Genomic DNA, 13,441 nt, shown 5'->3' on the forward strand with positions numbered 1-13,441 from the left:
ACGGGCGGAGACCTCACCTTGCCATAGCTCCAAGGCACTCATCATGTTACTCGCCTTGTTGTCAGGCAACAGCGACCGCGCGGCTACTTTGCCATATCTTCCATGCAAAAAGGGAGGCAAATGCCTCCCTTTCAACTAGTTACCGGTCATCCCTTGTCGGGATGGGCCAGAGACTTCTCAGGCAATCAGCTTGTCGTCGGCAAAGCCGAAGCCGCGCAGGCCCACCACATGCACGTGCTCGTGCTTGCCCTGTACCTTGCGGATGAGCTTGTAGGTCGTGCCCTTCTCGGGACTGATGTTCTCCGGCGCCGCGATAAGCAGCTGCATATCCTGCCGCTCGCACAGCTCGAACAGAGTGGCAATGGATTTGCCATCCAGACGGGCCGCTTCGTCGAGGAACAACAGACGGCAGGGGGCGATATCCTTGCCGCGCAGGCGGCGGGATTCCTCCTCCCAGCTGATCAGCACCATCAAGAGGATGGCCTGACCGGTACCGATCGCCTCACCAGTGGAGAGCGCGCCGCTCTCGGCCCGCAGCCAGCCGTCGGCACCACGCTGCACCTCGATCTCCAGCTCCAGATAGTTGCGATAGTCGAGCAGCACGTCGCCCATCACCTGATAGCTGCGATCCCCCTGCTCAATCTGCGGGTTGAGGCGCTGGAACAGCTTGGCCATCGCCTCGGAGAAGCTGAGCTCCTTGTCGGCGAACAGATCGTTGTGCATAGCGGTTTGATCGGCCAGCGCCGTCAGCAGACGGGTGTGGGCTTCGCGGATATTGACGTTGAGGCGCACCCCGCGCACCAGACCGAAGGCGATGTTCTGCAAGCCCTGGTTGAGCACCCGGATGCGGTTCTGCTCGCGGCGGATGATGTTGGTGATCTTGGCCGCCACCTCGTGGGAGGAGAGCGACAGATGGGTTTCCCGCTGCTTGAGCTCGTCAGCGAGACGCGCCAGCTCGATCTCCATCTCCTCGATCGCCTCGACCGGATCATCGGAGCGGATGATATCGTTGCGAATGCGATCCTTGAGATAACGGTAGACCTGGACGTAGAAGGCGACCTTCTGCTCGGTGCTGCGGTTGCCCTCGGAGAGACGCAGCGCATCACGCAGGGCCTCGTCGTGCGCCACCGCCACCCGCAGGGCGCCGAGGGCCTTGTCCGACATGGAGCGCAGCTCGTCGCTGTCCAGATACGCCAGCTCGCGCTTGTTGAGGCGCTTCTCGACGTCGGTCTCCCGCGCCAGACGCACCACCCGCGACCAGCTCGCCTTGTGACCCACCAGTGATTTACGGGCGCTGTAGTAATCCTTGCCTTCCAGCTTGAGACGACCGCCAAGGGATTCGATCTCCCGCTTGGTGACCTGCAACTGGGCCTCGGCGCTGGTGCGACGGGAACGGGTGCGGATCAGCAGCTCTTCGATCTCTTTCTTGTGGGCACGCGCCTTCTCCTCCATGTCGTCAGAGAGGGTCAGCCCCATGGCCGCCAGCTCCTGCTCGAACTCGGTCAGGGTCTGGCGCTTGGCCTCGACGCTGGAGTTGAGCGCGGTACGCAGTTGCAACGCCTCGGTGTGGCGCTGGGCAATCTGCTTGTGCTGCTCGCCAGCGGTGCGGGCCGCCAGCTCAGCCGCTTTCAGCTTCTCTTTGAGTCGCTCGCTCATCTCGGAGGCCTTGCCCAGCAGGTCTTGCGCATCCTGATAGGCAAAGTGCGGCAGGCGGGCCACCAGCTGATCGAGGGCGTAGCACCGGCGTTTCTGCTCGGCCAGCAGGTCGCTCACCTCATCGTAAGCTGCCTGCAGCGCGGCAAGATCCTGCGGATCCTGACGCAGCACCTGCACCATGGTTTCCAGTTTTTCCAGCGATTTGCCGTGTTTGGCGATAAAGGCTTCGGCCTGTTTCAGGGCTTCCACATCAGCGTGAGCCGCCTCGAGGCGGGCCGCCAGATCAGTCTCGGCAAACAGGTGGGCAAAGGGCAGCATCCCCTGCACCAGCTGGATATGGCGGGTCAGCTGGGCGGCGGCCGCTTTGGCCTCGGCCAGCTGCTTGTCGCACTCACCGATGGCCCCTTGCAGCGTGCGCAGTTCGGCCTGCTTGGCCTGCACTTCGGCTTCCGGGTCGGGGCGGAAGGCGATATCCAGATGCTGACCGATAAAATCGCGGAAGTGACCGTAGAGACGGTGGTACTTCTGCTGCTCGAAAGCTGCCTTGGCGTAGCCCTCGATGAGCCCTTCGCGCTCAAGGTCGAGCTGCTCGATCCGTTTTTCCCGGGCGGCGCGGCCAAACAGCGGCAGCTCGGGGTAGCGGGAGAAGCGCACCTGACGCTTGCTGGTGCGCACCAGCACGGCGTCCCCCAGCTCATCGGCTTCCACCAGATCCTCGTCAAAGGAGTCGGGGTTGCCCTGAATCAGGTAGATATCCTCCGGGCAATCTTCCAGCTTTTTCAGCCGCTCGATGGCGCCCTCAAGGTCGAGCACCACCAGGGCGCTGCGAGCCGGGCCGTAGAGCGCGGAGTAGTAAGGGGCATCGTCGATGGAGATGTCGTCATAGACATCGGAGAGCAGCACGCCCCCCACCTGCTCGGCGATACGGGCAAGACGGGGATCCGCCTCGCCTGCCCCCAGTTGCAGGTTGCGAATTTGCAGCTCCAGCGCCTGTTTCTGCGCCGCAATGCGGTTGCTCTCCTGCTCGAACTCGCGCTCCTTGTCGAGCACTGTCTGCATACCGGCCGAAAGCTCTTCGGCGGTAGTCAGCGGCAGACAGCTCTGTTCACGCAGCTGCTCGAGCTTTTCAAAGGATTTGAGCCAGCGGGGGGCCAGTTTGGTGAGATCGCTGATATCGCGGCCCAGCTGGGTGCCCTGATGCTCGAGGCTGGCGCGGCGCTGGTTCACCTCCGCCTGCTGCTCGGAGAGCTCCTCCTGACGGGTGCGTTGGGCTTCGAGGAAGATCTCCAGCTCATCGCTGCTGGCAATCAGCTGGCCAGAGGCCTGCTGCAGCTCGTCACGCAGCTTGAAGAGACTCTTCTGGCTTTCGCTCTCTTTCTCGAGGCGAGCCAGCGCGGCGCGCAGACCCTGCCCCTGGGCAATGCGAGCCTTGTCTTCGATGTGACGCTTTAGCAGCGCCTGCGCGGTAGGCCAGGCGGCCTCGCGCACTGTTTCCGGAGCGATGCTGAGCAGCAGCGCCAGCGCCGCTTCGTGCTCGGCCACTGCCGCCTTGGCGAGTGCCAGCTGCTGCTCGGCCCCCAGCACCCGGCTGGTGAGGCTCTGCTCGGCGGCGCGGAACTGGTGCAGGGTGTCGCTCGCCTGTTCGGCGGTCAGCCCCGGCAGCTCGCACTGCTCGCGGGCAGCATCAAGGGCCTGCACCGCCTGACGGTACTGGATGGCGCGGGTCTGCTGGATATCGAGCGCCTGCTGGTAGTCGGCCAGCTGGGTCTTGAGGCTGTCTACCTCGGCCTGCGCCAGCTCCTTGCGCTCTTCCACCTCCAGCAGTTGGCCGTGGATCTCTTCCACTACCGCCTGCTGCTGTTCGAGTTTGTCAGAGAGATCCGCCAGATCGGCGCGATACATCTCGATCTTCTTCTGCAAGCTGACGGCCGCCATCACCTTGGCCAGATGCTCGGAGGCAGACTCCAGCTCGTCGGTCAGCAGTTTTTCGCGGTTGGTGAGCTGCTCCACTTCATCGGCCAGATAGATAGCGCGCTGCTTCTCTTCGGCCAGAATGCGGCGCTTGTCGGCCAGCTCCTGGCGCGCCTTGAGGGCCAGCTCGGAGAGACGGCTCTTCTCGGCGGCGTTGCGCACATAGTCCGCCGCCACATAGTGGGTAGTCTCGGTGATCAGGTTCTTGAACAGATCCCGCTGACCCTGAGTCTCCTTGATGGCCTCCAGGGTGCGGCGGTTTTCATAGATGGCCGCCTCCATGTCTGCAAACGCCTTGCGCACCCCGGAGTTCTCCGGCAGCAGGTATTCGCGCAGGGAACGGCTGATGGACGAGGAGATGCCGCCGTAGAGGGATGCCTCGATCAGGCGGTAGAACTTGCCGCGATCTTTTTGATCACGCAGCTTCTTCGGGGTGATGCCGAACTCGAACATGAAGTTGTGATAGTCGGTCACCGTATTGAATTTGGCGACTTTCAGCGCCCCCAGCTCGGCAGCCGCCCCTTTCAGGTCGGTAAAGGCGCGTACCCGCCCCTTGCCGCCATCGAGCTTCTCCAGCAGCAGATCGGTCGGAGCCAGATTTTCCGGCACATCCACCAGCGCAAACGGGGTGATGTTGACCTTGTTGTCGCGGTTGGCCACCTGCTCGAGGTGCACGCCGACCCAGATCCGCTGTTCGCGGCTGTTCATCACTTCCAGCAGGGAATAGCAGTGGCCGCGCTGCAGCTTGCCGTAGAGCCCCTTGTCACGGGAGGCGCTGCTGGAACCCGCTTCCGTGGTATTGCGGAAGTGAAGCAGTGACTGGTCGGGGATGAGCGCTGCGATAAAGGCCGCCATGGTGGTGGACTTGCCCGCGCCGTTGCCGCCGGAAAGAGTGGTGACCAGCTGGTCGAGATCGAAGGTTCGGGCAAAGAAGCCGTTCCAGTTGACCATGGTCAGTGATTTGAACTTGCCTCGCACCGGTTATACCTCCAGATCCAGTTGTTCTTCATCGAGATCCGCCTCGATGTCATCAAAAAGCGAGTCGCTGCTCGGCATTTCGTCGTCGTGGAAGATTGCTTCACCCTCCTGGATCATCCGCAGCTGAACGGCGCGCGGATCTTCATCGGAACGCACATCGGCGGCGAAACGGAACACCGATTCGTTGACCCGGAATTTATCCCCGTTGCCAAGGGCGGTGATCATGCCAAGGCGGCGCAGACGGCGCATGGAGGTGCGGATCTTTTCGAGCAACTTCTTCTTGTCGAGATCGGTACCGCCGGAGCGGCTGTTGACCATCCGCAGCAGCTGCTTCTCGTCGGCGAGGCTAAGCACCTCTTCTTGCAGCTCGGCCATGGCGAATACCCCTTCCGAAGCCAGACGATCCGGGCTCAGGTAGAGGTAGCAGAGCACCTTGCCCACCAGCATATCGAGCTCGGAGAGCACAGTGGTGCCGATGTCGGAGCTCGGGCGCGGGCGCAGGTAAAAGAAGCCTTCCGGCGCCTTGATCAGCTCCACCTGATAGCGGCCGTAGAAGATCTCCAGCTCGCTGTGATATTCGACCAGCGCCGAGTGCTGCTCGAACTCGTCGGCACTGATGTGGCGACCGGAGCGCAAGGCGGTGTCGATGCGCGGAAACAAGGGGTTGGCAATCGCCTCTGCGAGCCGCAGCGGCAAGGGAAACTCAGTATTGATCAATGACATAGGCCTGAACCTTGGATCCAGCTTGGTTAATGGGTTTCCATGCGGGTTGGCGATGCAGTTCGCGCTCGCCGCTGGCATGGCCCAGGCGCACGGCCTGGTCGATCAGAAGACGCGCCACATCGAAGTGGGCATGGGCCGGGTAGTCCAGCAGGTATTCCCGCAGCACATCGGCCAGATCCAGCTGCTGCCCCTGCTCGGGGTAGCGGGCCAGATAACGCTCGATGCGCTCGGCCAGCTCCTGGTTGATATCCACCATCTCGACGTACTCCATCTCGAGGGGCACCTCACCGGTCACCTCCTCGTCGTGGATAGCGATGGTTTCGTCGCGCAACTCCAGCAGACGGGGCTCTTCGGCCACCCGCAGCTGCCAGTTGTGCTGCTCGAAGTTGCGAATGGACTCGCGCAGCCGCTGGCTGAAGGCACGGTTCTTGTCCATGTCGATGGCGTTGCGGATAAATTTGTGGACGTGTCTGTCGTAGCGGGACCAGAGCTCGATGCACTGCTGACCCCAGCTGGTGATGACGTCAAGACGACCTTGCAAGGCGTGAGTCAGCTCCTCGACATGGAACAGATCGTCGCGCCCCTGCGCCGCTTCCTGAATGTTGAGCAGCCCCGCCTGCAGGCGGTGGCCGGCAGCGTCCAAAGTATCTTGCAGCTCGCGCAGGGTCTGGCCGGTCTCGTGCAGCAGCTTTTCGCAGCTGTGAATGGCATCGACCCAGTTCTGGGTCAGCAGGGCCGCAATTTCGCTTTTGACCTGATTCTGCTGCTCATCCATGGCGCGCTGGGTGAGATCGATGCGGCCCAGCGTCTCTTCCAGCGAGAAGGTGAGGCGCGGCAGCACCTCGGCATCCCACTGCTCGCGGGTGTTGGTCTCGAGCGCCGCCTTGCGGGCGGTGTCGAGCTCGGCAGCCAGGTGTTCGAGCAGAATGGAGAGCTTGATGGAGTCAACCTGACGCTGATCCATAAAGAAGTCGACGATGCTCACACCCAGGCGCGACAGGCGGTAGAGGCTCTCCCCCGCCACCATGTCGGTGTTGAAACGCGACAACAGTTGCTGGCGAATGAGATCGTTGATGGCGTTGTTGGCGCGACCGGTGAGGGTCTCGTCCATCTGGCCGAAAGCGCTGCTGACATAGCTAAAGGCGTCGTGCAGCGCCGCCTCCGACAGATCCGACTCATCTTCGGACAGGGTCTTGATTGCAATCAGAAAGGCCAGCCGGTCGGTCGGCAGGCTCAACGCCAACCCCTCCTGCCTGACCCACCCTACTAGCTCCGGCAAAGAACGCTCTGGCAGGGTACGGGATGTACTCATCATGATGTTGTCATCTCGTTGTTGTATTGGGCGCAAAATCGTGCGCGCGGCTACATCCGGTAGCATCGAAAACATGGTTCACATCGACGTGAACAGCGAGCAATCAGCTGGTCGGCTTCTGGGCCATCACATGGATATAGCGACCGAGGGAGACAAAAGGCTCCTGACGGCAATATTGCTGCTCCATGGCCAGCAGATCGTCGAACTTCTCCACCTGATCCTGCTTGTGACGCATATAGTCGTGGATCACCCGCACCCCGGTCTTGCCGATGATGCGCAGCCCCCCGCGACCAATCCAGTCATAGACCTGCTCCGGCAATTGGGGATTGGTGGGCGTAAGCGCTGTCTGGCGCTTCTTGCGAAGACCAAGGCGCACATAGTCAAAATTGCCCACCACCAGGCTCTGGAACAGCAAACCATGACGGTTGTAGAAAAGCAGCGACAGTATGCCCCCGGCATTGACGAAAGGGAACAGACCCAGCAAGGTCTGGCGCGGCTCGGCAAGCCACTCCAGCACCGCATGGCAGAGCACCAGATCAAAGGTACCTGTCACGTGTTGCTTCAGATCCTGAATGGGGCAATGGATGAGACGGATTTTGTCTTCCAGCCCCTTCTCGGCGATCTGGCTGCGGGCCAGTTCCAGCATTTCTGCTGACAGATCGCACAGCTCCACCTGATGGCCCATGGCCGCCAGCTTCTGGGCGAAATAGCCAAAACCGCCCCCCGCATCGAGGATGCGCAGCGGACGGTTGCCAAGGCGGGCCAGGCAGGCTTCGATGTCGCTCCAGACAATGGTGGTGCGGATGCGCCCCTTGGTGGAGTCGTAAATGTTGCGGGCGAACTTGTCGGCGCGCCCGTCAAAACTCTGATCGTGCTTCAAGGAGAAACTCAACATTAGCGCCACAGGGTTGTGGCCATCCCAAAAAAGAGAGGTATTCTGTCACATCCCGAATTTGCTGAAAACTCAAGGAAGTGTCTGCCGTGTTTGTGATTAAAAAGTGGCTGGGTCAGCTGCTGATGCCGCTCCCCTTCTCCCTCTCCCTGCTGCTGGTCGCCCTGCTGTTACTCTGGTTCACCCGTTTTCAGAAAACCGGCAAACTGCTGGCCACTCTCTCGCTGCTCATTGTGGCCCTGATGGGGATGCGGCCGGTGAGCTATGAACTGGCCCGCGGGCTGGAGCAGACCTACCCGCCGTTCGAGGTGAGCCAGCATCCCAACATCGATGCCATCGTGGTGCTCGGCAATGGCCATGTCAGCGATCCGGCGGTGCCCGAGCGCTCCTGGCAAAACAATATTGCACTGGCTCGCACCCTCGAGGGGGTACGGCTGGCCCAGGCGTATCCGCAGGCAGAGCTTGTCTTTTCGGGCTATGTATCGGGAGATCCCCTCTCCAATGCCGAGGTCAATGCCCGGATGGCCGAGAGTCTCGGCATTCCCCGCGCGCGGATGACGTTGTTTGAAAACAACAAAGACACTCATGATGAGGCGGTCAGTATCAGTCGCCATCTGAAAGGAAAAGAGGTGGCGCTGGTCAGCTCGGCCACTCATTTGCCGCGTGCCATGGCCCTCTATCAGGGTCAGGGACTCAAGGCCGTGCCGGCCCCCACCGACTACACCGCCAAGCAGAGCCAGGTACCCCAGCCCCTCTACAGTTATTTACCCAAAGGGCGTTATCTGATGTATTCCGAAGCTGCCATCCACGAATGGATTGGGGTATGGTGGGCTCGCTTGCGGGGGCAGGTTAACGAATGAGCGATCAAGCGTTTCATTCCTGATTTGGATCAGGAAAGCGAAAAAAAATTACGTCATTTACCGCCGGGTCAGCTATCTTGGGCTCGGTTCAATTCATATAATGTCGCGCAATCAAATGCCTAGGAGATATACAAGATGAGACAGCACCTGGTAATGGGTAACTGGAAACTGAACGGCACCAAGGCTTCTGTAGAAGCTCTGATCAAAGGACTGACCCCGGCTGCTGCCGCTCATCCTTCTGTGCAAGTCGCCGTCTGCCCGCCGGTTATCTTTTTGGGTCTGGTTGAGCAACTGACCGCTGGCAGCAAGATTGCCTACGGTGCCCAGAACGCTGACGTTCACGAGTCTGGTGCCTTCACCGGCGAAAACGCCCCCTCCATGCTGAAAGCCTTTGGTTGCACCTACTCTCTGGTCGGCCACAGCGAGCGTCGTACCCTGCACGCAGAGACTGACGACGTGGTTGCTGCCAAGTACGAAGCGATCCAGAAAGGCGGCCTGATCCCGGTTCTGTGCATCGGTGAAACTCTGGAGCAATTCGAAGCCGGCGTGACCAAGAACGTGGTTGAGACCCAGCTGAAAGCCGTTATCGACCGTTGCGGCATCGCCTCCTTCAACAACGCCGTTATCGCTTACGAGCCGGTATGGGCCATCGGTACTGGCAAGACTGCCACTCCGGAGATCGCTCAGTCCGTTCACGCTCACATCCGTCAGTACCTGGCCGGTTTTGATGCCGCCGTTGCTGCCAAAGTACAGATCCTGTACGGCGGTTCCGTCACTGGCGCCACTGCTGCCGACCTGTTCGGTCAGCCGGACATCGACGGTGGCTTGGTCGGTGGTGCGTCCCTGAAAGTGGACGACTTCTCCCAGATCATCGCTGGCGCTGCCAAGTAATCGCTGATTACGGCAAAGAGAGGGGCTCGTCCCCTCTCTTGTATCGCTTTTCCTATGGTGGCCCCCGCATCCCATATGAAAGCCGATATAGTAAAAGTGGCTTGTCTATTTAAACATTCGTATTTGACAACTCAGATCCAGAGGCACTCATGACCAAACAAATCAAACGTATTGGTGTTTTGACCAGTGGTGGCGACGCACCGGGTATGAACGCAGCCATTCGCGCCGTGGTTCGCGCCGGTTTGCATCATGGCCTGGAAGTTTACGGTATTTATGATGGCTACCTCGGTCTGCACCAGGATCGCATCGTCAAGCTGGAGCGTCACAGCGTCTCCGACGTGGTGAACCGTGGTGGTACTTTCCTCGGCTCCGCCCGTTTCCCTGCTTTCAAAGACCCCGCAGTGCGCGCCGAAGCGATCGAAAACCTGAAAAAACACGGTATCGATGCGCTGGTCGTCATCGGTGGTGACGGCTCCTACATGGGTGCCAAGAAGCTGACCGAAGAGGGTTTCCCCTGCATCGGCCTGCCGGGCACCATCGACAACGATATCGCCGGTACCGACTTCACCATCGGTTTTGATACCGCTCTGAACGTGGTGGTTGACGCCATCGACCGTCTGCGTGATACCTGCAGCTCCCACCACCGTATCTCCGTGGTCGAGATCATGGGTCGCCACTGTGGCGATCTGGCCATGTCTGCCGCCGTTGCCGGTGGTGCCGAGTATGTGATCGTGCCGGAAGTAGCCTTCGACAAAGAGAAGCTGCTCAAGCAGATCAAGGAAGGCGAAGCCAAGGGCAAGAAGCACGCCATCATCACCATCTGCGAGCACGTTACCGACGTGAACGCGCTGGCCAAGGACATCGAAGCCCTGACCGGTCGTGAAACCCGCGCCACCATCCTGGGCCATATCCAACGTGGCGGTGCCCCGACTGCCCGTGACCGGATCATGTCCAGCCGTATGGGTGCTTACGCCGTTGAGCAGCTGCTGGCCGGTCACGGTGGTCGCTGCGTCGGTATCCAGCGCAACGAGCTGGTACACCACGACATCATCGACTGCATCGAGAACATGAAGCGTCCGTTCGATCAGGAGCTTTACAACCTCTCCACCACCCTGTTCTAAGCCAAGCGGCTTTTTACCGGCTGTTGATGACAAAAACCCTCCATCGGAGGGTTTTTTATATCTTACAAAAACTGATGTATCGGCACGCTGTGTGCCCCTCACCATACGGGTTGCCTGATTCCCAACCCTTGCGCCATCTGACTGCTCACCAGCCTTCCCCTCCTCACAGCAACCGGCTTCAGCCTACGAACAGAGTTCCGGTATCGTCGTGGATGCGTTTTATTACTGCAAACCGGATTGCGTTGAACTGCGCCCTGTCGCCCCTGAAACGAGCTTGTTCAGCCTCTTCGTCATACGCCGCTTTTTATATCTCAATCTTGTAGAAGGGACTCAGATATCTTCCCCAACCATGCTCCGGCTCTGCTCACGTATTGCAATCACATGACTCAAGCAGATGCACCGGCCGCTCGCGACCAGCCCAGCCCAGCCCAGCCCAGCCCAGCCCAGCCCAGCCCAGCCCAGCCCAGCCCAGCCAGAGAATACGCCTCTGGCCTATTGCGTACCTCACTCTTGCTGCGGCCATGTCTATTCCGAGGCCAACGGGGAAATTGGCGGTGATAAAACAGCCAGCTGCTACTCTGTATCCCCCCGATGCACGGCTCTCATCCCTATGAACCCAGTGTATTGCTGTATAAATGCGGAGACTCCGGACTGATAAAGTGATGGTGTGACAAGGGCTGGCAACCAGATTGTCTCCATAGACTTCTTTTGGATGGGCTATCTACGTCAGGAATCGTCAAACCATGGCCTTACACACTTTTCATGGCTTCATTGACGCCATTATGAGAGGGATAACTTATAAAGCTTTACTTGAGCCCCATACAAAGCCCATCAAAAAACCAACAAACAAACAAATAAGCCATTGAATTTAAACAAAGTAACTAGAAAAAATTGACCTCCCATGGGGGGCGAGTCGCAATGGGCGATAAAATAAGCTCAATATGTAAAAAATAACGACCTCAAACACCACATTGATAAAAGTCGTCATTTTATAAGCTTTACCCTTGTTTTACCCCCTTGTTATGGTATCTTGACTACATCAACCAACAACTTAGGGAGAGAAAAATGAAAGAGTTTGTCGTTACTGCCGTTTTCACGGTGTTTTTCACCCTGGTTGCTGTCTCTCTGCCCTCACTGTCACAGTTCTGAGCCGGATAGAGAGGCATCAATCCGGATCGACCCTTTTTGCCATGTCTGTTTAATCGCCACCAACTGGCGCTTTTCAGCAATAATGCCGAGATGGTCAACATAGATATGATTTCATCACGTTGACGCTGTTTCTTTCGCCACAAGGGTGTAACCAGGATGGTTTAACCATATGGCCTGATGGAGTAGAACCAGCAGCAGATCATATCCGAGGGGAGCAAGGCTCCCCTTTTTGTTACCCGCCGTTTGACAATCCCCTACCCCGGCATCTACAACAGGCCGGTTGACGCCATACGGCCCATGCCCACAACTGATGTTTTCCCCTCCTGTACTCTCCATTCAACACAGCTACATCCGTTAGCAATCTCTTGAGCACACCTTTGCTCTGATACTTGTCCGGCAGATATAAAGAAGCCCCCGCCATCATGGCAGGGGCTCGCGTTACGCAGTATCAGCTTAGGGCTGTTATATCTCAGCCCAGTTCAAAGCAATTATGCCTTGTTCCAGCGCTCTGGGTCATATTCCGGGCTGAAGCGGTCAACAATGACAGCACAGGCCGCATCGCCGGTGATATTGAGGGAGGTGCGGATCATATCGAACAGTCGATCCAGCGCAAACAGCAGCGGCAGCCCTTCGATGGGGATCCCGGCCGCCAGCAATACGGCAACCACCAGGAAGCTTGGGCCCGGCACACCGGCCTGACCGATCGCCCCCAGAGTGGAGGTCACAATGATGGCCGCCCAGGCACCGACGCTCAGATCGATGTTGTAAACCTGCGCGAAGAAGATGGCGACCAGACCGTAATAGATGGCGTTGCCACTCATGTTGATGGTGGCACCCAGCGGCAACACGAAGGAGGCGGTCGCGTTGGTCACTTTCAGATCATGCTCGCAGGTCTCCATATTGACCGGCAGGGTCGCCATGGAAGAGGCGGTGGAGAAGGCCACGATCTGCGGCTTCTTCATGGCAGAGAGGTACTTCATCACCGGCGTGTTGGAGAACATCATCACCAGCAGCGGATAGACCACAAAGCCGAAGATAAGGATGGCAGCCACATAGACCACGAACAGCTTGAGTACCAGGGTCAGCACATCGAAGCCATAGGTACCGATGGCTTCCGCCATCAGACCGAACACACCGAGCGGTGCGATGATCATCACCTTGTTGATCATCCAGACGAAGGCATCCACCAGGGTATTGAGCCCATCGACCAGTGGCTTGGCCCGCTCGCGCGGCTGTTTGGCCAGCGCAATGCCGAGGAACATGCAGAACACCAGGATCTGCAGGATGTTCGCTTCGTTGAGGGAGTTGAAGACGTTGGTGGGGATCATGCCAAGCAAGGTGGCGACTGCATCCGGCAGCGCCCCTTTATCGGCGTAGTCACCGCCAAACATGGAGGCGACGGAAGCGAAATCGACCCCGACACCCGGCTTGAAGATCTGCCCCATCACCAGCGCCAGCAACACGGCCAACGCGGAGGTCACGAGGAAGAAGGCCAGCGTGGCTGCCCCGATCTTGCCCGCAGCCGGGCTGGCGCCCAGATTGGCGGCGCCGGAGAGGATGGCAACCGCCACCAGCGGGATCACCAGCATCTTGATCAGCTGGATAAACAGGGTACCGAGCGGTGCAAACACGGTGGCTTGTTCACCCATGAACGCGCCGACCACTGCGCCCAGTACCATGGCGACCACAACCTGGAAGCCGATGTTTTTAATGAGTCCTTTAGTTAACACAATATGTTCCTTTATGTAGCAAAATTCACACTTTTCCCAGTGCAATTAACCAAACAGGGGAATGAGCGGCTGCCCATTCCCCTGTTTGCGCGTGTTATCTCACATTTAATTGCTGTTTTAAATCAGCAAATCATTAACCTTGGCTATTAATAAGTTTG

The 13,441-nt window shown here is 58.9% G+C and carries 8 protein-coding genes; 3 read left to right on the plus strand and 5 right to left on the minus strand.

The window, feature by feature from the left end:
• Positions 1-177 precede the first annotated feature (177 nt).
• The 4 genes from mukB to cmoM all read right to left on the minus strand — a co-directional run bounded on the left by mukB (position 178) and on the right by cmoM (position 7,520).
• Positions 178-4,605, minus strand: coding sequence for a chromosome partition protein MukB (gene mukB, locus G5149_RS09835; protein WP_421212369.1), 4,428 nt, complete (start codon positions 4,603-4,605; stop codon positions 178-180).
• A 3-nt stretch (positions 4,606-4,608) separates the two neighbouring features.
• Positions 4,609-5,328 carry a chromosome partition protein MukE gene (mukE, locus tag G5149_RS09840; RefSeq protein ID WP_005345759.1) on the minus strand — a complete coding sequence of 240 codons (720 nt, stop codon included), beginning with the start codon at positions 5,326-5,328 and terminating at the stop codon, positions 4,609-4,611.
• Positions 5,309-6,643 carry a chromosome partition protein MukF gene (gene mukF / locus G5149_RS09845; protein ID WP_421212370.1) on the minus strand — a complete coding sequence of 445 codons (1,335 nt, stop codon included), beginning with the start codon at positions 6,641-6,643 and terminating at the stop codon, positions 5,309-5,311. Before mukF ends, mukE begins: the two co-directional genes overlap by 20 nt.
• A gap of 100 nt (positions 6,644-6,743) precedes the next feature.
• A complete protein-coding gene (cmoM, locus tag G5149_RS09850) occupies positions 6,744-7,520 on the minus strand; it encodes a tRNA uridine 5-oxyacetic acid(34) methyltransferase CmoM (RefSeq protein ID WP_227273728.1) in 777 nt (258 codons plus the stop codon).
• Positions 7,521-7,621: 101 nt separating this feature from the next.
• Between cmoM and elyC the strand changes: the two genes are divergently transcribed.
• The 3 genes from elyC (at position 7,622) to pfkA (ending at position 10,404) form a co-directional block, all read left to right on the plus strand.
• Entirely contained in the window at positions 7,622-8,392 is a 771-nt protein-coding gene (gene elyC, locus G5149_RS09855) for an envelope biogenesis factor ElyC (protein ID WP_337072291.1), read from the plus strand.
• A gap of 135 nt (positions 8,393-8,527) precedes the next feature.
• On the plus strand, positions 8,528-9,283 hold the full coding sequence (tpiA, locus tag G5149_RS09860; RefSeq protein WP_047440675.1) for a triose-phosphate isomerase: 756 nt from the start codon (positions 8,528-8,530) through the stop codon (positions 9,281-9,283).
• Between the two features lie 149 nt (positions 9,284-9,432).
• Positions 9,433-10,404, plus strand: a complete 972-nt coding sequence (gene pfkA, locus G5149_RS09865) for a 6-phosphofructokinase (RefSeq protein WP_005336840.1) — start codon at positions 9,433-9,435, stop codon at positions 10,402-10,404.
• Between the two features lie 1,637 nt (positions 10,405-12,041).
• Here pfkA and G5149_RS09870 read toward each other — a convergent pair.
• Positions 12,042-13,283, minus strand: coding sequence for a dicarboxylate/amino acid:cation symporter (locus G5149_RS09870; RefSeq protein WP_005360943.1), 1,242 nt, complete (start codon positions 13,281-13,283; stop codon positions 12,042-12,044).
• Between the last annotated feature and the right edge of the window lie 158 nt (positions 13,284-13,441).

The sequence above is a fragment of the Aeromonas sp. 600479 genome (assembly GCF_049175515.1).
Classification (GTDB): domain Bacteria; phylum Pseudomonadota; class Gammaproteobacteria; order Enterobacterales; family Aeromonadaceae; genus Aeromonas; species Aeromonas veronii_A.

Coding starts and splice junctions, on each gene's coding strand:
- mukE (WP_005345759.1), bottom strand. CDS start 5,328: ATGTCATTGATCAATACTGAGTTTCCCTTGCCGCTGCGGCTCGCAGAG.
- mukF (WP_421212370.1), bottom strand. CDS start 6,643: ATGATGAGTACATCCCGTACCCTGCCAGAGCGTTCTTTGCCGGAGCTA.
- tpiA (WP_047440675.1), top strand. CDS start 8,528: ATGAGACAGCACCTGGTAATGGGTAACTGGAAACTGAACGGCACCAAG.
- pfkA (WP_005336840.1), top strand. CDS start 9,433: ATGACCAAACAAATCAAACGTATTGGTGTTTTGACCAGTGGTGGCGAC.